The organism is Streptomyces sp. NPDC017993, assembly GCF_044328065.1.
Taxonomy (GTDB): Bacteria; Actinomycetota; Actinomycetes; order Streptomycetales; family Streptomycetaceae; genus Streptomyces.
The window spans coordinates 60,705-80,655 of sequence record NZ_JBIRGO010000009.1 but is presented as its reverse complement, the minus strand read 5'-3'; the positions used below and the strand labels follow the sequence as shown (position 1 = coordinate 80,655).

Annotated in this window: 18 protein-coding genes; 11 read left to right on the top strand and 7 right to left on the bottom strand. The window is 72.0% G+C overall.

Annotated features, from left to right (window positions below; genetic code table 11):
* The first annotated feature begins 213 nt into the window (after positions 1-213).
* Positions 214-861, top strand: a complete 648-nt coding sequence (locus ACH4FH_RS18185) for a TetR/AcrR family transcriptional regulator (RefSeq protein WP_398556858.1) — start codon at positions 214-216, stop codon at positions 859-861.
* A 34-nt stretch (positions 862-895) separates the two neighbouring features.
* Here the strand turns inward: ACH4FH_RS18185 and ACH4FH_RS18180 are convergent, their stop codons facing one another.
* Complete coding sequence (locus ACH4FH_RS18180) at positions 896-2,380, bottom strand: LVIVD repeat-containing protein (protein WP_398556857.1); 1,485 nt, start codon at positions 2,378-2,380, stop codon at positions 896-898.
* 142 nt (positions 2,381-2,522) lie between these two features.
* Between ACH4FH_RS18180 and ACH4FH_RS18175 the strand changes: the two genes are divergently transcribed.
* Positions 2,523-3,185, top strand: a complete 663-nt coding sequence (locus tag ACH4FH_RS18175; RefSeq protein ID WP_398556856.1) for a DUF305 domain-containing protein — start codon at positions 2,523-2,525, stop codon at positions 3,183-3,185.
* 153 nt (positions 3,186-3,338) lie between these two features.
* Here the strand turns inward: ACH4FH_RS18175 and ACH4FH_RS18170 are convergent, their stop codons facing one another.
* Complete coding sequence (locus ACH4FH_RS18170; protein ID WP_398556855.1) at positions 3,339-4,433, bottom strand: DUF6214 family protein; 1,095 nt, start codon at positions 4,431-4,433, stop codon at positions 3,339-3,341.
* Positions 4,434-4,620: 187 nt separating this feature from the next.
* On the opposite strand from ACH4FH_RS18170, the gene ACH4FH_RS18165 reads away from it, so the two are divergent.
* Positions 4,621-6,222 carry an FAD-dependent oxidoreductase gene (locus ACH4FH_RS18165; protein ID WP_398556854.1) on the top strand — a complete coding sequence of 534 codons (1,602 nt, stop codon included), beginning with the start codon at positions 4,621-4,623 and terminating at the stop codon, positions 6,220-6,222.
* A 142-nt stretch (positions 6,223-6,364) separates the two neighbouring features.
* Here ACH4FH_RS18165 and ACH4FH_RS18160 read toward each other — a convergent pair whose 3' ends face one another.
* Both ACH4FH_RS18160 and ACH4FH_RS18155 read right to left on the bottom strand, forming a co-directional pair.
* Positions 6,365-6,736 (bottom strand): ArsR/SmtB family transcription factor, encoded by a 372-nt coding sequence (locus tag ACH4FH_RS18160; protein WP_398556853.1) that lies wholly within the window; start codon positions 6,734-6,736, stop codon positions 6,365-6,367.
* A gap of 204 nt (positions 6,737-6,940) precedes the next feature.
* Positions 6,941-7,420, bottom strand: a complete 480-nt coding sequence (locus ACH4FH_RS18155; RefSeq protein WP_398556852.1) for a hypothetical protein — start codon at positions 7,418-7,420, stop codon at positions 6,941-6,943.
* A 235-nt stretch (positions 7,421-7,655) separates the two neighbouring features.
* On the opposite strand from ACH4FH_RS18155, the gene ACH4FH_RS18150 reads away from it, so the two are divergent.
* The 7 genes from ACH4FH_RS18150 to ACH4FH_RS18120 all read left to right on the top strand — a co-directional run bounded on the left by ACH4FH_RS18150 (position 7,656) and on the right by ACH4FH_RS18120 (position 14,768).
* Positions 7,656-8,759 carry an NADH:flavin oxidoreductase/NADH oxidase gene (locus tag ACH4FH_RS18150; RefSeq protein ID WP_398556851.1) on the top strand — a complete coding sequence of 368 codons (1,104 nt, stop codon included), beginning with the start codon at positions 7,656-7,658 and terminating at the stop codon, positions 8,757-8,759.
* Positions 8,760-8,849: 90 nt separating this feature from the next.
* A complete protein-coding gene (locus ACH4FH_RS18145; RefSeq protein ID WP_398556850.1) occupies positions 8,850-9,935 on the top strand; it encodes a WD40/YVTN/BNR-like repeat-containing protein in 1,086 nt (361 codons plus the stop codon).
* Positions 9,936-10,224: 289 nt separating this feature from the next.
* Positions 10,225-10,902, top strand: coding sequence for a uracil-DNA glycosylase (locus tag ACH4FH_RS18140; RefSeq protein ID WP_398556849.1), 678 nt, complete (start codon positions 10,225-10,227; stop codon positions 10,900-10,902).
* Positions 10,903-10,924: 22 nt separating this feature from the next.
* Positions 10,925-12,037 (top strand): phospholipid scramblase-related protein, encoded by a 1,113-nt coding sequence (locus ACH4FH_RS18135; protein ID WP_398556848.1) that lies wholly within the window; start codon positions 10,925-10,927, stop codon positions 12,035-12,037.
* The gene (locus ACH4FH_RS18130; RefSeq protein ID WP_398556847.1) at positions 12,018-13,034 is read left to right on the top strand and encodes an N-acetylglucosamine kinase; all 1,017 of its coding nucleotides are present in this window, start codon (positions 12,018-12,020) and stop codon (positions 13,032-13,034) included. Before ACH4FH_RS18135 ends, ACH4FH_RS18130 begins: the two co-directional genes overlap by 20 nt.
* A gap of 98 nt (positions 13,035-13,132) precedes the next feature.
* A complete protein-coding gene (locus tag ACH4FH_RS18125; protein ID WP_398556846.1) occupies positions 13,133-14,092 on the top strand; it encodes a sirohydrochlorin chelatase in 960 nt (319 codons plus the stop codon).
* A 325-nt stretch (positions 14,093-14,417) separates the two neighbouring features.
* Complete coding sequence (locus tag ACH4FH_RS18120) at positions 14,418-14,768, top strand: nuclear transport factor 2 family protein (protein WP_398556845.1); 351 nt, start codon at positions 14,418-14,420, stop codon at positions 14,766-14,768.
* 48 nt (positions 14,769-14,816) lie between these two features.
* On the opposite strand, the gene ACH4FH_RS18115 is transcribed toward ACH4FH_RS18120, so the two are convergent.
* The 3 genes from ACH4FH_RS18115 to ACH4FH_RS18105 all read right to left on the bottom strand — a co-directional run bounded on the left by ACH4FH_RS18115 (position 14,817) and on the right by ACH4FH_RS18105 (position 18,923).
* Complete coding sequence (locus ACH4FH_RS18115) at positions 14,817-15,866, bottom strand: lactonase family protein (RefSeq protein WP_398556844.1); 1,050 nt, start codon at positions 15,864-15,866, stop codon at positions 14,817-14,819.
* 117 nt (positions 15,867-15,983) lie between these two features.
* The gene (locus tag ACH4FH_RS18110; RefSeq protein WP_398557104.1) at positions 15,984-17,486 is read right to left on the bottom strand and encodes an FUSC family protein; all 1,503 of its coding nucleotides are present in this window, start codon (positions 17,484-17,486) and stop codon (positions 15,984-15,986) included.
* Positions 17,487-17,759: 273 nt separating this feature from the next.
* Complete coding sequence (locus ACH4FH_RS18105; RefSeq protein WP_398556843.1) at positions 17,760-18,923, bottom strand: S1 family peptidase; 1,164 nt, start codon at positions 18,921-18,923, stop codon at positions 17,760-17,762.
* Positions 18,924-19,460: 537 nt separating this feature from the next.
* Between ACH4FH_RS18105 and ACH4FH_RS18100 the strand changes: the two genes are divergently transcribed.
* A complete protein-coding gene (locus tag ACH4FH_RS18100) occupies positions 19,461-19,940 on the top strand; it encodes an Lrp/AsnC family transcriptional regulator (RefSeq protein ID WP_398556842.1) in 480 nt (159 codons plus the stop codon).
* The last annotated feature ends 11 nt before the right edge of the window (positions 19,941-19,951 follow it).

Sequence of the window (19,951 nt, the reverse complement as noted above, 5' to 3'; positions counted from 1 at the left end):
GAACCGTATGCCCCGGGGACCGGGATGGGCCCGGCGACCTGCAAAAACGCAGGCCGGGAAGCCCATCCCCGTCCCACCTTCCACCCGACTCGGGCGATCCCCCGCGTCGCCCGAATCAGGGGGCTCTTACCGGATTCGCTGCCGAAGGCAGGCGGACACCCGGAGTTCCGCTGAGTATATTGGCTCTCAGCCAGTCAACGCAGGAGTTACAGCATGTCCCCCCGCAGCGCATCGGTCAATGAAGAGTTGCGGCGGCGATCTCGCGAGCGGCTGCTTCAGGCAGCGGTCGAGTTGGTGGGCGAACGCGGATATGAGGCGACCACGCTCGGTGACATCGCGCAGCGTGCGGGGGCGGCCCGCGGCCTGGTCTCCTACTACTTCCCCGGCAAGCGTCAACTGCTGCAGTCGGCGGTCCACCGCCTGATGCATCTGACCCTTGAGGCGGCGCTGCTGCGCGAGCCGCGACCGACGGGGCCGGAGGCGGGGAACGAGCTGATGGCCCGCGCCATCGACGCGATTTTGGGGCTGGCGCACGACCACCCGCTGCTGATGCGCACCCACATGGCCGGCATTCTGACGGCCGAGGGGTTCATCCGGTGTCCCGAGCAGCAGCGGCTGGCCCAGTTGCTGCGCGAGACGGTCACGGCGTACGGGTCGGTGGATCCGGACGTCGACTATCCGCTGCTCCGCGCGCTACTGATGGGCGCGGTGGTGGGCCTGCTCCTGCCGGGGGCACCGATGCCACAGGCCCGGCTGCGCGCAGAGCTGTTCCAACGGTACGGATTGGTATGGGAGTTGGGTGTCCCGCCGGCCGAGGAGCCGCCCGGCGGGACACGGGCGCCGGGCCCGACACGGCCGTAGCCGGCGTCGGACTCGGCTCTGACCGGTGTCGGTCTCAGCGGTAGTCGGGCTGGGTCTGGACGTTGAGCTCGCGCATCCGGACCGACTCGGCGCTGTCCGTACGACGGTCGTCGATCGCGAGAACGTCGAAGCCCTTGGCGATGTCGTTCGAGTAGATGTGCCCGTTGTAGTAGTAGGCCGACCAGGAACCGCCAGTGACCATCGAGCCCGTGGAGATCGGACCGCGCTCGAAGTAGCCGATCTCCTTCGGGTGTGCGGAGTCGGTGAAGTCCCAGATCGAGACGCCGCCCTGGTACCACGCCTGGACCATGATGTCGCGGTTCTTGGAGGGGATCAGCGAACCGTTGTGCGCGACGCAGTTCTCGGTGTCGGCCTGGTGGCGCGGAATCTTGTAGTAGCTCTTGAAGACGAGCTCGCGCCGGTCGCCCTTGCCGACGATGTCGTAGATGCCGTCCGCGCCGCGGTTCGGGCCGGTCGCCTCGTTGCAGGTGGCCGCGCCGCCGCCGCCCAACTCATCGGTGAACACGACCTTGTTGCCGCGCTCGTTGAACGTCGCGGAGTGCCAGAAGGCGAAGTTGACGTTGTCCTGGACCCGGTCGATGACCTTGGGCGCGGCCGGGTCGGAGATGTCCATCAGGATGCCGTCACCCATGCACGCGCCCGCGGCCAGCTTCAGCTTCGGGAAGGTGGTGATGTCGTGGCACCCGGTGGTCTGTGTCACACCGGGATTGGTGCTGCCCCCGGGGTTGCCACCGTCCGGGAAGAGGACTGGGAAGTCGACGACAGCGGCCTTCTCGGGCGCCGATCGCGGCACCTTGATGACCGAGACGCCGTCGTGCGGCGGCCGGCAGTCGGGGAAGGTCGCGCTGGGCGAGTAGGAGGACACGTAGAGGTAGACGTTGCGACGCTCGGGGACCAGCGTGTGGGTGTGCGAGCCGCAGGCGGTCTCGACGGCGGCGACGTACTTGGGGTTCTTCTTGTCGCTGATGTCGAAGACCTTCATGCCCTCCCACGAGGACTTCTCCGTGGCGGGCTGAGTGGTGCTGCTGCAGGAGTTGTCACTCCGCGAGGAGTCCGTGGAGAGAAACAGCAGGTTCCCGGAGACGGTGATGTCGTTCTGCGAGCCGGGGCAGAGCACCTGGCTCACGGTCCTGGGCGCCTTGGGCCGGGAGATGTCGTAGATGACAAAGCCGTCGTAGTTGCCCGCGAAGGCGTACTTGCCCTGGAAGGCGAGGTCGGAGTTGGTGCCCTGGAGCGCCTGCTTGGGGATGTTGGTCAGATGGCGGACGTTGTCGCTGTGCACGACCTCGTCCACGCCGGGTATCTCGCCGTCTTCCATCGCGGCCTTGGTGTCGGCCCGCTGACCGGGGCTCACCTCCTTGGCTGCGGAGGGGCTGTCGCCGGGATCGGGGGTCGCGGCCGCGGGTCCGGCCACGAGGAGTGCGGCCACGAGCCCGAAGGCCCCGGCCACCGCTCCGAGGTATCTGCGCCGCACGAGGGGTCTGTGCAACGACGTCACGAGGTCCTCCCTAGCGTCCGTTCGGAAGTGAACGGCTCATGGACCCGGTCATATCGCGCTGCTCATGTACATATCAATAGATGGGCTCGAAGATGTAACACCGAAATCCCTTCGGAGTACCCCATCGACAGGAGTACGCGCGTTGAAGCGTCCCAGGAGAGCCACCGCCCTCACCGTGTCCGGCCTCGGGCTGGCCATCTCCCTTGTGCTGAGCGGATGTTCGTCCGGCGACACGCCCGAGGCGAGCGATACCGGCGGCCCGAAGGTGGTGGCTCCGGGCAAGCCCGGTGAGCCGGCGAAGACGCTCACCGCCGACGAGGCCAAGAAGGCCCGGCGGGACGACTCCCCCAACTCCGCCGACTTCGGCTACGTCCAGATGATGATCGTTCACCACCGTCAGGCGCTGGTGATGACGGGCCTGGCCGCCCGGCACGCGGACACCGAGCAGGTCAGCCGGGTGGCGGAGCGGATAGCCGCGTCCCAGCGGCCCGAAATCGGCGCCATGGAAGGCTGGTTGAGCAACCACGGCGGCCCACGCAAGCAGCAGGGGCACCAGCATGCCGAGATGCCGGGCATGGCCACCGCCGCCGAGCTGGACCAGCTGCGGGAGGCGCGCGGCAAGGAGTTCGACGCGCTCTTCCTGAGGCTGATGATCGCCCACCACAACGGCGCGGTCACCATGGCCACCGATGCGCTCTCGGAGGGCAACAACACCCTGGTCGAGGAGATGGCGAACGACGTCATCGCGCAGCAGAGCGCCGAGATCGCCCGGATGCAGAAGATGCGGGCGGGCAAGGGTGATTGATGGCCCGCCGGGCGGCCGGTTGGCCCCTGGGCGGGAGTCGGCCTATGGCCGGTCCAGTCACGCGTGCAGGTCGGTCATGCGTATCGGTCGGTCATGCGTGTCAGTCGGCGATGTGTCGGTCGAGGGGTAAGGGAAGGCGGCAGCCCCGTGGCGCTAACGCTTGTGGCGCGGCGTCAGGAATCCCTCGTCGCGGGCTCCGGCGATCAGCCTCAGTGATCTTCGGCGATTGCGCCCGGTGGCGTGCATGACGGCCTCCACCGGGTCCCGACCCTGTCGTTGCGCCTCGCGGTAGGCGTCCGCGGCGAGTCTGCGGCGTTCGCTGGCCCGCGATCGGGCGAGGAGGGCGGGTGAAGCGTTCGGGTCGGACGGGGCCTCGGGGGCGGGGCCGCAAGACGTGAGGCAGGTGTCGGAGGCGGGCTCGGCACCCTGTTCGGGCGCAGCGTCGGCAACGGGTACGGGGCCCGAGGCCGACCCGTTCGAGGCGAGGGGATCGGTGACCTCCGGGGTGCCACTGCGTACGGCCCCCTGTACGCCGGACCCCTCGGTCTCGGCCTCGGCAGCGAAATGCGCCGGAGTGTCGGTGGGAGCGTGCGTAGGGGCGTCGAGAACGGCACCGCCTCGGTCGTCGGCCCCGATGCCATCTCGGGCGCCGAATCCGTCGCGATCGGCGGACGCGCCGGCCGCGCCGGTCAGGCCCGCCGCGTCCGCCCTGCCCACTGCGCCCGTCGCTTCCGCCGCGTCCGCGCCGCCCGTCGCGCAGAGCGGGCCCTCGCCATGGACGACACTCCCGGAAGGTGCTGCGATCGCCGGCCCCTGCGGCCGCGGCGCGCCGCCCTCCAGCCTGACCGGCGGCTCCGCCTCGGACCGCGCCTGCCACGGGTTCACCAAGGGTTTCGCCTCCGCGCCGGGCCGCGCCTTCCGGGGCCGGCCGGTGGCGGTCCGGCAGGCGTCGTCGAGCGGCCCGTCGATCCAGCGGGCCAGCGCGGCGAGCCCGTCGAGCGTCAGGGGCGGGTCGGCGCGCACGTCCTCGACGGCGATGCGGTCGTTGAAGACCGCCACCAGCACATCGACCCTGGCGCCATCGGCAAAGGTGAGCCGGGCGCTGAACCAAGGGCCCAGCGGATCGAGCCGTGCCGGCAAGACCCCGGGGCCTCGATCTCCGACCGGGTCGTCCAGGCAGGCAGGCTCAGGGGTGGGCGCGGCAGAGCCGTAGCCCTGCAGCTCCCAGACCGGCCATTCCGCGGCCACACCCTGAGCCCTATATCGGTCATTAACGGTATAAAAGTCACTTTCCGACACAAGGGAAACGTAGCCCCTAGCCCACCGGGCGCCGCCGCGCGGCACGCTTGGCGCACCGCGAGCAACCCCGATAGCGCATCTCCCCTCCCGCGCCCGCCAGTGGGATGCTGGGGGTACTTCGCGGAAGGAGCCACCTGTGCTTCGTGTCGCAGTGATCGGATCGGGACCAAGCGGCGTCTACACCGCCCAGTCCCTGGTCGAACAACAGGCCGTACCGGACATCGAGGTCTACGTCCTGGACCGGCTGCCCTGCCCGTACGGCCTGGTCCGCTACGGCGTCGCACCGGACCACGAGAAAATCAAATCACTGCAGAGCAATCTGCGGAGGGTGCTGGAGAACCCTCGCGTGCGTTTCCTCGGCAATGTGGAGGTCGGCACCGCGGGTTTGGGCCTGGAGGAGCTGCGGGAGATGTTCCACGCGGTGGTGTTCTGCGTGGGGGCGGCCACCGACCGGCACCTCGGGATCCCCGGTGAGGATCTTCCCGGCAGTCACCCGGCGACGGATTTCGTCGCTTGGTACAGCGCACATCCTGATGCCGCGGCCATCCGCTTCACCCTTGCCGCACGCTCCGCACTGGTGGTCGGCGTGGGCAATGTGGCCGTCGACGTGGCCCGGATCCTGGCCCGCGGCGCCGCGGAACTCGCCGCCACCGACATGCCGGAGGGGCCGCTCGGCGCGCTGGCGGACAGCCGTGTCGAGGACATCTGGATGATCGGCAGGCGCGGCCCCTCACAGGCCAAGTTCACGACCAAGGAACTGCGGGAGCTGGGGACAGTGCCGGGGGCGGAGGTGCTGGTGCGGCCGGAGGAGCTGGCGCTGGACCCCGCGTATCGCGACCCCGGTGCGCTGCCGGCGGCCGCACGGCGCAATGTCGAGGTGCTGCGCGGCTGGGCGGAACGGTCGACGTTGCAAGGGGCGGCAAGGGAACCGACCGCGGCGGAGCCGACGGCGGCGGCCGGGACGGGCCGTCCGCGCCGCATCCACCTGCGGTTCTTCCTGCGGCCCGTCGAGATGCTGGGAGATGCCGCGTCGGGCGTGCGGGTGGTCCGCTTCGAGCGGACGGCTCCCGACGGGCTCGGCGGGGTGGTGGGCACCGGCGTATTCGAGGACATCGAAGCGCAGTTGGTGCTGCGCTCGGTGGGCTACCGGGGTAAGCCGCAAGCGGGGTTGCCGTTCGACGAGAAGGGCGGGACGGTGCCCCACCTGGCGGGGCGCGTGCTGCTGCCGGACGGGACACCGCACCCCGGTGCGTATGTGGCGGGCTGGATCAAGCGGGGCCCCACGGGCGTGATCGGCACCAACCGGCCGTGCGCGAAGGAGACCGCGGCGTCACTGCTGGAGGATGCCACCACACTGACCGGGCACGAGGTGGCCGACGACCCGGTGGAGGCGCTGCGGCGGGCCGGGCAGCAGCCGGTTCCCTGGACAGGCTGGCTGGGCATCGAGGCAGCCGAGGCGGCGTGGGGGCATCAGCTGGGACGCGGGACGGTCAAACTCCCGGACTGGGAAGGGCTGTTGGGTGCGGCGGGCGCTGCGGGAACGGTGGACACGGTGAGCGCGGCAGGCACGGCGCGAACTGCTCGAACGGCCGTCGCTGCGGTCGCGGGGGCGGCGGGCCCAGCGGACGCGGGGGCCACGGGCTCTGCGGGGACGGCGGAGTCGGCAGGAACGGCGGGCGCCGCAGACTCGGCGGGCGCGCCGGGCACGAGCTCCGCGGGCGCGGGCACCGCCGGGTGAGCGTGGGCGAAGGCGGCGGACCGCAGGAGTGACCGCGCGGGCCTCACCCGGCCCTGGACACCGAGCGGCCGCCCCACACCTGCGCCGGACGTCGCCGGGCAAGCGGCCCCGTCAGACGTCTCGCGGAGTCGACGGCCCGGCGTCAGACATCGCCGAGTCGGCGGCTCTGCAGCTCGGCCGCCCGCAGGACGCCGTCGATCAGGCCGGGAAAGAGCGCGTCCAGGTCTCCGCGGCGCAGCCCGTTCATCTTGGCCGTGCCGCGGTAGCTCTGCCGGATGACGCCGTGCTCCCGCAGCACCCGGAAGTGGTGAGTGCAGGTCGACTTGCTGACCGGGAGCTCGACGTCCGCGCAGTTCAACTCCCCCTCGGCGGCGGCGAGCACGCAGACGATCCGCAGCCGCACCGGGTCGGCCAGCGCATGCAGAACGTCGGCGAGGCGGATGTCCTCAAGGGCCGGGTGCTCCAGCGCACGGGCGCCGGGCGCGGCGACCACGGGTGTCGTGTCGGTCGGCATGACGGCTCCTGACGTACGGCTCGGTCGGCATCCGCGTCGACCGTGCCGACCTCTCGACTGCTACCGCGAGGTCTTGCTCGACGCGTGGCGGGCGCCGCCCGCAGCGCCATTGTACGAGACCCGTCGTATTTTGCCATGCCCGGTGGTCACGACCTTGTCGCCCCTTGCCCCACAGCGCCGCGGAGCGGCCCACGTGGTGCGCCGTCAGTGACAGCACCAGCCCCGGCCACGGCCCCGCCCACGCCCACGCCGGGACTTGGCCGCGCACCCCCACCGCGCCCCGGAGGCCAGCAGCCCCAGGCCGATGCCCAGCATCCAGGAGTCCTTGGCCAGCACGATGCCGTCCTGGGTGGGGCGCGCACTGCCGGGCTCCCGCATTCCGGGCGTCCGCAGATACAGGCCCAGCAGACCGCCGGAGAACCCGGTGAGCGCCAAGCCGGCGACGGGTGTCGGCACGAAGGGGGCGAGGAGCGCTCCCCCGACCGTGATCTCGGTCCACGCCAGCAGGCGCGTGAAGCGTTCGGCCTCCAGCTTGCGCAGGAAGGGGTATGCCCCGCAGGCCATGCCGTGCAGGCCCTGCGCCATCGCCTCGTCCGCCTTCAACTTGCTCAGTCCGGAATTCAGAATGAACGCGCCGGTGACGAGACGCGGGGGCACGTCTCGCGGTTCGGGCACCTGCATCATCAAGGTCTCCTGAGGTCAGGTGGTCGGCCCCCTCGGCGAGCGTAGCCAGCGGCCCCTCGCCCTGCCATGCCACAGGCGCAGACGAGCGAACCTCGACGCCCCGCGCCCGCTTCCGCATCGCCCCTCGCGGTAGTACGACGGTCTTCGTAGTTTGACATCCACCGTAGTACGACGCCTATCGTATGATCGTGGATCCACCCGGAGCCCACCCCGCCTTCAGGTACAGGAGCTTGCCGTGAGCGCACTGTTCGAGCCCATCAACCTTCGCTCGCTGACCATTCCGAACCGCCTCTGGATGGCACCCATGTGCCAGTACTCGGCGGCGCCGGAGGGGCCCGCGGAGGGTGCGCCCGGCGACTGGCACTTCCAGCATCTGGCCGCACGCGCGGCGGGCGGGACGGGACTGATCCTCGCCGAGGCCACCGCGGTGAGCCCGGAAGGCCGGATCAGCCCCTTCGACCTCGGGCTCTGGAACGACACGCAGACCGAGGCGTTCCGGGGCATCACCGGCTTCCTCAAGTCCCAGGGGACGGTGCCCGGGATCCAGATCGCGCACGCGGGCCGCAAGGCGTCGACCGAGCGGACGTGGGTCAACCGCGGCGCCGCGCTCGCGCCGGGCCAGGACCACGGCTGGACGCCCGTGGGGCCGAGCCCGTTGCCGTTCGACGAGAGGTCCACGACCCCCGCGGAGCTTTCGGCGGCGCAGATCGGCGAGATCGTCGAGCAGTTCGCCGCGACGGCCCGCCGGGCACTGGCGGCCGGCTTCGAGGTGGCCGAGATCCACGGCGCCCACGGCTACCTGATCAACGAGTTCCTCTCCCCGTTCACCAACCGGCGCACCGACGGGTACGGCGGCTCGTACGAGAACCGGACCCGCTTCGCGCTGGAGATCGTGGACGCCGTACGTGCGGTGTGGCCCGAGGACCTGCCGGTGTTCTTCCGGATCTCGGCGACCGACTGGCTCAGCGAGAACGAGGCCGACGACCGGCAGGGCTGGACCGCCGAGGACACCGTGCGCTTCGCCGGTGACCTCAAGGCGCACGGCATCGACCTGCTCGACACCTCCACGGGCGGCAACGCGCCGGACGCGAAGATCGACGCGTCGCCCGGTTTCCAGGTGCCGTTCGCCGAGCGGGTCAAGCGGGAGGCGGGGCTCGCGGTGGGCGCCGTCGGTCTGATCACCGAGGCACGGCAGGCAGAGAAGATCATCGCGGACGGCCAGGCCGACGCGGTGCTGATCGGCCGCGAACTCCTGCGCTCCCCGAGCTTCGCCCAGCAGGCGGCGCGCGAGCTGGGCGCCGAGGTGCATGTCCCCCAGCCGTACCACCGGGCCGTCTGACCTGCACGAATATCATCCGGGACGCCATTGTCAGTGGTCGGGTGCAGACTGACGACTATCTGAGACAACGGCGTCCCGGAGGTGTCCGGAATGACAGACGTACTACTCGCGGTGGGCACGCGCAAAGGGCTGTTCATCGGCCGAAGGCGGCAGGGTGATTGGCGATGGGGCGGCCCGCATTTCCCCGCGCAGGCGGTGTACTCCCTCGGGATCGACACCCGCCGCGCGACGACCCGGCTGCTGGCCGGAGCCGACAGCGCGCACTGGGGCCCTTCCGTCTTCCACTCCGACGACCTCGGCGACACCTGGCACGAACCTGCCCGCCCCGCCGTCAAGTACCCGTCCTACACCGGGACTTCGCTGGAGCGCGTGTGGCAGCTGCATCCGGCGGGCCCCGCCGCCCCCGATGTGGTCTACGCGGGCACCGAGCCCGGCGGCCTCTTCCGGTCCGAGGACCGCGGCGAGACCTTTGACCTGGTGCGAGCACTCTGGGACCACCCCAGCCGGGAGAAGTGGGTCCCGGGCGGCGGCGGGCTCGCCGTCCATACGGTGATCACCGATCCGCGGGACGCCGAGGCGGTGACCGTCGCGGTCTCGACCGCCGGCGTGTTCCGCAGCGTGGACGGCGGGGCGGACTGGTCCCCGTCCAACAACGGCGTGAAGGCGGTCTTCCTGCCGGACCAGCACCCCGAGTTCGGCCAGTGCGTACACAAGATCGCGCAGGACCCGGTGGACCGCGACCGGCTCTATCTGCAGAACCACTGGGGCGTCTACCGCAGCGATGACGCCGGCGCCCGGTGGACGGATATCGGCCGCGGCCTCCCCTCGGACTTCGGCTTCGCCGTGGCCGCCCACCCGCGGAGAGGGAACGTCGCGTATCTCTTCCCCATCACCGCCGATATGGACCGGGTGCCCGCCGACCACCGCTGCCGGGTGTACCGCACGGCCGATGCGGGCGAGAGCTGGGAGCCCCTGAGCGACGGCCTGCCCGAGGAGGACCACTACGGCACGGTGCTCAGGGATGCGCTGACCGTGGACGACGCCGACCCTGCGGGCGTCTATTTCGGCAATCGCAACGGCGAGGTGTACGCCAGCGCGGACGACGGCGACAGCTGGCAGCAGCTCGCCTCCCATCTGCCGGATGTGCTGTGCGTGCGAGCCGCCATGGTGGGGTGAGCGGACGCGGAACCGTCTCGGGCCATGTCGACGAGCGAGGGGGCCGGGTCCTCGCGCGCCCCGGTTCGCCAGGCCGCGACGCCCCGGTTCGGCACACCGCGACCGAGCCACCACCGCGAACTCCCGCTAACTGTCATCGAGTTGGGGATGATCGCCGCAGAACACCGCCGTGAGCGCGACAGCCGAGGAACGACTCACCCGCGGACCATGGGCCACCCGGGCCACTGCCCACGGGAGGGCTCAGGCCATCGATTGAAGGGGGACGGTGCAGGGCCAGTAGGGTGATCCCGTGGCTGCACGACCTCTTCAAGACATCGTCGAACCCGGCTGGGCCAAGGCACTTGAGCCCGTCGCCGGACGGATCACCGCGATGGGCGACTTCCTGCGGGCGGAGATCGCCGCGGGACGGACGTACCTCCCGTCCGGCAGCAATGTGCTGCGGGCCTTTCAACAGCCCTTCGACGAGGTACGGGTACTCGTCGTCGGCCAGGACCCGTACCCCACACCGGGGCATGCGGTCGGTCTCAGCTTCTCCGTGGCACCGGATGTCCGTCCGCTGCCGGGGAGCCTGGAGAACATCTTCCGGGAGCTGCATTCCGACCTGGGCATACCGCGGCCGTCCAACGGCGACCTCACCCCGTGGACACGCCAGGGGGTGCTGCTGTTGAACAGGGCCCTGACGACGGCACCCCGCAAGCCCGCCGCACACCGCGGTAAGGGCTGGGAAGAGGTCACGGAGCAGGCCATTCGGGCCCTGGTGGGGCGTGGCCGCCCCATGGTGGCGGTGCTGTGGGGGCGCGATGCGCGCAACCTGCGGCCACTGCTCGGCGATCTCCCATCCGTCGAGTCCGCGCACCCCTCCCCCATGTCGGCCGACCGCGGCTTCTTCGGCTCCCGGCCGTTCAGCCGGGTGAACGATCTCTTGACGCGCCAGGGCGCCCAGCCCGTCGACTGGAGGCTGCCCTGACCCCGGGAGATAGTGTTCCCGCATGACACAAGCGAACATCCCTGCGGGTTGGTACGCCGACCCTCAGGGCACCCCCCACCAACTGCGCTGGTGGGACGGGGCACGGTGGACCGAGCACACCCACCCGGGGCAGCAGGCGCCATCGCCCGCCCCGAACCAGGCACCTCAGCAGGCGCCCCAGCAACAAACGGCCCCTCAGCAATCAGCACCGCAGCAACCGGCACCGCAGCAGGTCGCGCAGCAGCAAGCGCCCCAGCAGGTCGCACAGCAGCAGGCCCCCCAGCAGTACGCGCAGCAGCAGATGTCCCCGCAGTACGCGCCCCAGCATCAGCCGGCCCAGGCCCCGCAGCAGGGCGGGCCGCAAGGCGGTGCGCCGTACGGACAGCAGGGCTACGGCCACCCCCAGCAGGCGCCCGGTCAGCCCGCGCAGCAGCCGTATCCCCAGCAGATGCCGGGGCAGCCCGGCATGCATCCGGCCGGCTTGCCGCAGCAGGCACAGCAGCAGCCCGGGGCGGCTCCCGGCGGCCCGGGGGGCGGCAGCCTGTTCACCGAGCCGGTGCTGGTGGTGAACCAGAAGGCCAAGCTCATCGAGGTCACCAACGAGTACGGCGTCTTCGACCAGCACGGCAACGCCCTCGGCGCGGTCGTGCAGGTCGGCCAGAGCACCGCCAAGAAGGTGCTGCGCGTGGTCTCCAGCCTCGATCAGTACATGACCCACAAGCTGGAGATCCGGGACGCGTACGGTCAGCCGCAGCTGGTGCTGACCCGGCCCGCGAAGATCATCAAGTCCAAGGTGATCGTGGAGCGCCCGGACGGTCAGCCGGTGGGCGAGATCGTGCAGCAGAACGCCATCGGCAAGATCAACTTCGCGATCATGGTCAACGGCCAGCAGATCGGCGCGATCAAGGCCGAGAACTGGCGCGCGTGGAACTTCGCGATCGTGGACCACACCGACACCGAGGTCGCCCGCATCACCAAGACGTGGGAGGGCCTGGCGAAGACGATGTTCACCACCGCCGACAACTACGTCCTGCAGATCCACCGGCAGCTGCCGGACCCCCTGTTGAGCCTGGTCGTCGCCACGGCGCTGACCGTCGACACCGCCCTGAAGCAGGATGCCCGCGGCTTCGGGTGAGCCCGCCGACCGCGGCCGGCTCGTCGTGGGGGTCGACTCGGGCGGTTCCGGGCTGCGCGTCGCCGTCGCGCGCGCCGACGACCCCGAGGTCCGGCCGGTGGCCACGCGGCTCTCCGACGAGCCGGTCCGCACCGGCCCCGCGGGTATCGACGCCACCCACCTGCTGGAGCAACTGCTGCCCGCTGTCGAGGAGTTGACGGACGCGGCGGGCGGCGGGCGAGTGGCCGCCGTCTGCGTGGGCGCGGCCGGGATGGCCACGTTGGGCGACGATCTGCGCGCCCGGCTGCCCGGCGCACTGGCCACCGCGTTCGACGTGCGGCACCTCGCGCTGGCGGCGGACGCCGTCACCGCGTACGCGGGCGCACTGGGCCAGCGGCCGGGGGCCGTGGTCGCCGCGGGCACCGGAATGATCGCGATGGGCACGGACCTGACCCCGGCGGGCGGTTGGCGCCGCGCCGACGGGTGGGGCCACCTCCTGGGCGACTGCGGCAGCGGTGCCTGGATCGGCCGTGCCGGACTGGAGGCGGCGATGCGCGCCCACGACGGCCGGCCGGGCGGCTCCGGCGCGCTGCTGGCTCGCGCGCAAGCGCTGTTCGGGCCGGTCACCGGACTGCCGAACCAGCTCTACCCGCGGTCCGACCGGCCGGCCGTGCTGGCTTCCTTCGCCCCGGAGGTCGCCCGGTGCGCCGCCGAGCGGGACGCGGTGGCCGAGGGCATCGTGGGCGACGCCGCGCGCCATATCGCCGACGCGGCGGCGGCGGTCTGCCCGCCCGGTCCGAGCGCGGTGGCGTTCACGGGAGGCCTGTTCGGCATGGGGGAAGTGCTGCTCGCCCCGCTGCGTGCGGCGGTCGCCGAGCGGCTGCCGGAAGCCGTCCGGACGGAGGCGGCGGGCAGCCCGCTCGACGGGGCTCTGGCCATCGCCTCGGCGCTGGCCGGCGGACGGCTGGTTTTGCCCTCGGACGCGAGGTTGTTGCAGATCACATGCCCTGTGGGGTGATAGTGCCACCGTGACGCGCGGGATAAATCGGGACGGATACCGCTCGACCGAACCCTCCCTCGGCGCCGGGGTGGTCCGAGGCATTAGCATGCGGCGCCATGAGTTCCCCCACTGGGCCCGCACCTGGCACGCCCCATTTTGACGCCGATTCCCCGAGCCCGGGAGCCGCGCCCGGTCTGCCTGTACGGATGCCGCGCGCGCGGCAGTCCGGTCGCCACCGCAAGCCGGAACCCCTCGCCGCACCCGAGGGCGCACCCGCCCTGGTGCTGGCCGTACCCGGCACCCCCTCGCCCGCCACGCGCAGCCTGGCGGAGGAGGTCTCCAGCATCGCCCGCTCCGAGCTGCCCGGCCTCGACGCCCGGATCGGCTATGTCGACGGTGGCGACGAGGAGTTCCCGTCGCTGGAGGCGGTGCTCTCCCGGGCCGCCGCCGAGCAGCGGGCGCGGACCGGCCACGACGGACAGCCGGCGGACCCCGGCCCCGCCGCGGTGGTCGTGCCGCTGCTGGCCGGCCCCGAGAGCGCCCTGATGCGGCGGATACGCCAGGCCATGATGAACAGCGGCTCCGGCGCCGAGCTGACCGACGTGCTCGGCCCGCACCCGCTGCTCGCGGAGGCGCTGCACGTCCGGCTCTCCGAGGCCGGTCTGGCACGCGCCGACCGCGCGCGGCTGTTCACCGTCGCCACGGCCGCGGACGGCATCATCCTCGCCACCGTCGGCGGCGAGGAGGCCGTGCAGGCCGCCGGGATCACCGGCATGCTGCTCTCGGCGCGGCTCGCGGTGCCGGTGCTGGCCGCCGCCCTGGACGAGGAGGGCGCCATCTCGCGTACGGCCGAGCAGCTGCGCGGCTCCGGTTCGCAGCAGCTGGCGCTGGCGCCGTACCTGATCGGTCCGGAGATCGCCGACGGCCTTGTGGGGGCGGCCGCGGCGGAGGCGGGCTGTGCCGCGGCGGAGGCGCTGGGGGCGTACGGCACGGTGGGCCGGCTGGTGCTGTCGAACTACGCGGCGGCGCTGGGCATCACGCTGCAGCAGCCCGGCCAGGCGGCACCGACCCGATAGGGCTCGGCAGAGCGCATACCAGGCAAGGGCCGTCCTCGCGCTGAGCGCGCGGGGCGGCCCTCGCGTGTCTTCCGGCGGCGTCCGGCTCGACGCTCGATACCGTTGAGCGGCGCATACGCCCCTCTGCCGCCTCGGGACGACCACGGGCAGGGTGAATGTGCCAGGAGGGCCGCGCGCCCGCGTGCGGCGCTTTCAGGGCGGTTGCATCCCTGTTGCGGGACCGACCGATGAGTTCCATCGGCGGGCGGAGTCGACGTTCGAGATGAGGCCGCACGCGCGGAGCACACTCCGTACGCGGCACACGAGCCCTACGAGAGGACATGCCATGCAGTCCAGCGTCGATATCGTCCGCGCCTGTTTCGCCGGCTACCTCGCCCAGGACCGCGAGGCCATGGACCGCCTGCTCGCCGAGGATTTCGTGTTCACCAGCCCGCAGGACGACCACATCGACAAGGCCGCCTTTCTCGAACGGTGTTTCCCCACCGCGGACCGTCTGCGCTCCCAGGAGCTGCTCGAAGTCGTCCCGTTCGGCGACGGTGTCGACCATGTCTTCGTCCGTTACGAGTACGAGCTCAAGACCGGCGCGCGCCACCGCAATGTCGAGGTGCTGACGGTGCGCGGGGGCCAGGTCACCGAGACCCAGGTCTACTTCGGGGGCCGGTTTCCGCAGTCGTGAGGCGAGCGGGGCGCCGGGCCGCGCAGGAGAGCCTCCCCGGCGGCCGGGTCAGGCGAACACCACGCAGGAAGCGGCGGGGGCCGCCACGGAGCCGGCCGGGGACGGGATGCCGGTCTCCTGGTCGAGGGTGAACCAACTGACGTCGCCGGAGCGCTCGTTGGCGACGTAGAGGTGCCGGCCGCCGGGGTGGAGGGCCAGGTCGCGTGGCCAGTGGCCGCCGCACGGCACGGTCGTGACGAGGGTGGCGGTGCCCCCCGACGCCCCGAGCGCAAGCACGGAGATGCTGTCGTGACCCCGGTTGGCGACCCAGAGGAACCTGCCGTCCGGGGAGACGACCAGTTCCGAGGGGTAGGTGCCGACGGCCGAGGCCCCGTCGGGCAGCAGCCAGGTCTCGTTCAGCGGGGTGAGGGTGCCCCGGCCGGCGTCCCAGCGGCAGACCGTGACCGTCGGGTCGAATTCGTTGACGACGTAGGCGCGTGCGCCGCGCGGGTGGAAGGCGAGATGGCGCGGGCCGCTCCCGGGGCGCAGCGGGACCTCCTCGCGGACGGTCAGCGCTCCGCTCGCGGTGTCGAGGGTGCAGACCCGAACCGAGTCGGTACCCAGGTCGACGCTGAGCACCCAGTGGCCGGTGGGGTCGGGCAGCACCGCATGCGCGTGCGGGCCCTCCTGACGGTCGGTACGCGGGCCACTGCCTTCGTGCCGGAGGACGGTGGCGCGGTCGCCGAGCGTGCCGTCCGCCCGCAGGGGCAGCGTGCTGACGCTGCCGGAGCCGTAGTTGGCGGTGACCAGGTGCCCGGCGCTGAGGGTGAGGTGGGTGGGGTGGCCGCCGTCCACAGGGGTGGCCGGAGCGAGCAGCGCCGGCCCTTCCGGGGTGAGGGCGAACGCGGCTGCCGCTCCGTCGGGGGTCTCACTGACCGCGTAGAGGTACCTGCCGTCGGGGCTCGGCGCCAGGTAGGAGGGGTTGGGAACAGCGTCGGTGGAGCGCAGCGCGGTCAGCGCCCCGGACTTCGGGTCGACGGCCGCGACGGTCAGACCGTGGCCCCCGGCCGTCGTGAACGATCCGATGTATGCCCGTCGGCCCCTGTCCGTCGTCCCCACCAGGTCCGCCCCTTCGCCCGCTGCCGATTGAGCTGCTCGGGCGACGCTAACAGCCGGGAACGGGACTCCTCCGGCGATGGCTGATACCCGCGCGGAAGGGGCGTTCCGGCGCCCGCCTCAGGAGGCCGCGAAGGGTGCCCGCGGGGAACTGCGGACCGGGTGGGCGAGGGCGGTGAGGGCGGACTCCAGGCTGTGCAGGTGGGCCAGGGCCCGTTCGGCGCCGGGGTGGTGGTGCGGAGCCGATGCGGGTGCGGTGGGCGCGGCTGCGGGCTCCGCGCCGGGCGCGAAGAGGGTGCCGACGACGGCTTCGACGCGCTGGCAGGCGGCGGTGAGCCGGGCGTCGTGCGAGGCGGCCGGGTCGGCGGCGACCTCGGCGAGGCCCCTGACCTGCGCGGCGCAGTCGTCGAGGCAGGCGATGACCTGGCGGGCACGTGCCTTGCGGTGCCGCAACGGGTTGAGGGGGTGCAGCAGCGGCACCAGCGAGAGCCGGACCCGGGCCAGCAGCAGTTCGAGTTCGGCGACGTGCGGCGACGGGTCGGCGGCCTCGTCCCCGGCCAGCCGGCGGGCGGAGGTGGCGGTGCAGTCCCGTACGCAGTGCACGGCGCGCTGGATCCAGGCGTCGGTCGCCGCGTGCGTGGTGATCGGCAGGACGAGGGCGACGGCGAGCGCGGCGCCGAGCGCGCCGACGGCCGTCTCCTCGAAGCGGAGCGCGAGCAGCCCGGGGTGCAGCACGCCGAGCAGGCCGTAGAGCAGGCCGGCCATGACGGTGACGAAGAACATCATCCAGGAGTACGAGACGGCGGCCGTGTAGAAGATCCCGAAGACGCATACCGCGACGATCGCGGCGGTCGGTGCCGGCGCGCTGTGCAGCGGGATGGCGATGAGCAGCCCGGCGGCGATGCCGGCGACCGTGCCGAGGACCCGGCGGAAGCCGCGGACCAGGGTCTCGCCGCGGGAGGCGGTGTTCACGAAGATCCACCAGACGGCGCCGACGGCCCAGTACCAGCGGTCCTCGGACAGCATCTGGCCGACGCCCAGCGCGAAGGCGCAGGCGGCGGTCGCCTGGATCGCCTGGCGGGTGGTGGTGCGCGCCAGACCTCGGCCGGGGTGCGGCGCGGGGACGGCAGGCGGCGGTAGACGCCGTTCGTAGCACCAGACGCCGAAGCGGACGGCCGAGGAGGCGATCAGCGACAGCGCCACGGCGGCGTACAGCTCGGGCAGCTGATCGGGCGCCGGCTGGAGGAACTGCGCCATGAAGTAGGTCATGAACGCGAACACCCCCAGGGCGTGCCCCCGAGGGCCCCAGCGGCGCGCGTACACGCCGGCGCACACCACGGCGAGGAACGCGGCGTCCCGCAGCAGCGGATGCGCGTGCAGGACCGTGGCGAGGGCGAGCACCGGGAAGCCGACGGCGGGCAGCAGCGCGGTGGTGGCGGCCTGGCCCCGGACGGTGGCGTCGGTGACCGTGAAGAGCGCGAGCAGCGCGGAGAGCCCGCCGGCGATCGCCGCGACAAGCGAGTGGGCGGCAAGACCCGAGACGGTCACGGCCAGTGCGATGCCGAGGACCGCGCGGGCCGAGCTGCGCAGCCGCAGCCGCCCCGGATCCGGCGCGACGAACATCCTCTTCAGCACGGCCTCCGCGCCCCCTTACTTCCGCATGAAAAAGGCGCCGCGGGGATCCGCAGCGCCATCGACAAGAACATCAGACCATCCGGGCAGCCCTTGGCTCAAGGGACGCCCGGATGGCTGCGCCATTGGTACAGCATCTTCCCCGTGGGGTGGCCACAGGGAGGCCAACGGACCACCGCCGCGGACGGCGGCGGGACGGCGGCGGGGGACGGCGGCGGGCGGCGTCGCCATGGCTCGGCGGCGCCGGCCTGCCGTGCCGGCGGGTCAGCCGATCTGCGCCCCGGTCTTCTCCAGCACCTCGGCCACCGGCTGGTAGAAGGTCTCGCCGCCGCTGGAGCAGTTGCCGCTGCCTCCCGAGGTCGTGCCCAGTGCGGTGTCGCCCTCGAAGAGGGGGCCGCCGCTGTCGCCGGGCTCGGCGCAGACGCTGGTCTGGATGAGTCCGTCGACGGTGCCCTGCTGGTAGTTGACGGTCGCGTTGAGCGCGGTGACATTGCCGGCGTGCACCTGGGTGGTGCTGCCGCTGCGCTGCACCATCTGGCCCACGATCGCCTCGCCGGCCCTCGCGATGGGCTGTGTGCCGCCGTTGTAGAGGTTCACCTCGCTGGGGTGCGAGGTGTTGGCGGTGTACTTGACGATTCCGTAGTCGTCCCCGGGGAATCTGCTGGATTCCGTCGCGGCGATCTCGGCGCCGCCCTGGGTGGCGGCCCAGGTACGCGACTCGTTGGTGCAGTGCCCGGCGGTCAGGAAGTACGGCTCGCCGCCCTTGGTGACGTTGAATCCGAGGGAGCAGCGCGCGCCGCCGCCCCAGATGGCGTCGCCACCGGCGATCAGCGGGCTGAGCGTGCCGGTCGACTTCTTGATGGCGGTCCGGTCGCCCAGCGAGGAGGCGACCTTGGTGAGCTTCGCCAGGTTGGCGCCCTTGACCGTGCGGTCGGTGACGATGACGACCTTGTTGGTCCTCGGGTCCATCGCCCAGGACGTGCCGGGGACCGCCGCCTTCTGCTTCAGGGTGGCCTGCGCCTGCTCCAGCGAGACGAGGGAGTGCTTGACGACTCTGGCCTCGGCGCCGGCCGCGCGGGCCTTGCCCGCCGCCTTCTCATTGGTGACGTTGACGACCAGCTTGTGGCGGGTGGCGTCGTAGTAGGAGCCGGCGTGGTCGGCACCGAGGGTGGTGCCGATGGCCTTGGCGCGCTGGGCGGCGGCGGTGGCCGACGACGGGTCGGGGGCGGGGGTCGGAGTGGCGTGGGCACTTTGCAGGGTGAAGGCGGCGGTGATCACAGCCGCCACACCCGTACCGATGATGACGGAGTGACGCGTGGGTGCGCTCGTGTGCTTCAACTCGGAACCTCTTGTGGGGGTGGGCCGGCAGTGGGGGTGATCGGACCTGGAGGAAGCACGAGCGCCCGCCCTGGCCGAAGTCGCGTGCACGCCACGTCCCTCGGCAGGGCGCCCGGGCCCTCGCGCGGCGCAGAGCATCGCGCGAGGACCGTACGCCACCTTCACGGTCCGTCAGTTGCTTCGTGATGCGCCCGGCCCGCAAGGGGCTTTCGGCGCCCGCCAGGACAGGAAACCTGCGGGCGTGGCGCGGCAGAGCGCAGTTATTCTTGCCGTCACCTGCTCTGCGCTACACCCATGCGGCCACATATCCACACGAATCACCTGGACGGCCGGTGCGTCCCGCCACACCTGCCGCGTGGCCCGCCGAGCGTCACGGCCCGGGCCTGACGGGGCTGATCCCTTCCGTGCGGTCCGGTGAGGAGCCGCGGCCCGCCGACCGGCCCGCGTCACCCGACCGCGCCACCTTCACCCCGGGCCGCCGCTCCCCGACGATCGGCACGACGGTGGCGTCGAGGGGCGCCACCTCTCGCGCGACAGCAGGACCGGTGGCTCACCCCAGGCCGTGGCGAGATGGGCCATTGGTACAGTGAGCAGCGAATTAACCGACCGGGAGGAGGCCACCGGGCCATGGCCGTGGACGCCCTCGATGCCAAGATTCTCCGGCTGCTGCTGGATCAGCCGCGCACCAGCGTGCGGGAGTACGCACGCCTCCTCGGCGTCGCCCGGGGCACCGTGCAGGCGCGGCTGGACCGGCTGGAGCGGGACGGCGTGATCACTGCCTACAGCCCGCGGCTGTCGCCCGCCGCCCTGGGCCATCCCGTACTGGCCTTTGTGCACATCGAGGTGACGCAGGGCCATCTGGAGGAGATGGCCGACGCCCTGGCGGAGGTGCCGCAGATCATCGAGGCGTTCTCGACGACCGGCGGCGGGGATCTGCTGGCCCGGGTCGTGGCGCGGGACGCGGCACATCTGGAGGATCTGATCCAGCGGCTGATCAGCCTGCCGGGGGTGGTCAGGACCCGTACCGAGGTGGCCCTGCGCGAGCGGGTGCCGCACCGGATGCTGCCGCTGGTCGAGGACGTGGGCGGCACCGCGCAACAGCGGTGAGCACGCCCTTG

Coding starts and splice junctions, on each gene's coding strand:
- ACH4FH_RS18120 (WP_398556845.1), top strand. CDS start 14,418: ATGCAGTCCAGCGTCGATATCGTCCGCGCCTGTTTCGCCGGCTACCTC.
- ACH4FH_RS18130 (WP_398556847.1), top strand. CDS start 12,018: ATGCCCGCGGCTTCGGGTGAGCCCGCCGACCGCGGCCGGCTCGTCGTG.
- ACH4FH_RS18100 (WP_398556842.1), top strand. CDS start 19,461: ATGGCCGTGGACGCCCTCGATGCCAAGATTCTCCGGCTGCTGCTGGAT.
- ACH4FH_RS18160 (WP_398556853.1), bottom strand. CDS start 6,736: ATGCCGACCGACACGACACCCGTGGTCGCCGCGCCCGGCGCCCGTGCG.
- ACH4FH_RS18155 (WP_398556852.1), bottom strand. CDS start 7,420: ATGATGCAGGTGCCCGAACCGCGAGACGTGCCCCCGCGTCTCGTCACC.
- ACH4FH_RS18185 (WP_398556858.1), top strand. CDS start 214: ATGTCCCCCCGCAGCGCATCGGTCAATGAAGAGTTGCGGCGGCGATCT.
- ACH4FH_RS18125 (WP_398556846.1), top strand. CDS start 13,133: ATGAGTTCCCCCACTGGGCCCGCACCTGGCACGCCCCATTTTGACGCC.
- ACH4FH_RS18110 (WP_398557104.1), bottom strand. CDS start 17,486: ATGTTCGTCGCGCCGGATCCGGGGCGGCTGCGGCTGCGCAGCTCGGCC.
- ACH4FH_RS18135 (WP_398556848.1), top strand. CDS start 10,925: ATGACACAAGCGAACATCCCTGCGGGTTGGTACGCCGACCCTCAGGGC.
- ACH4FH_RS18145 (WP_398556850.1), top strand. CDS start 8,850: ATGACAGACGTACTACTCGCGGTGGGCACGCGCAAAGGGCTGTTCATC.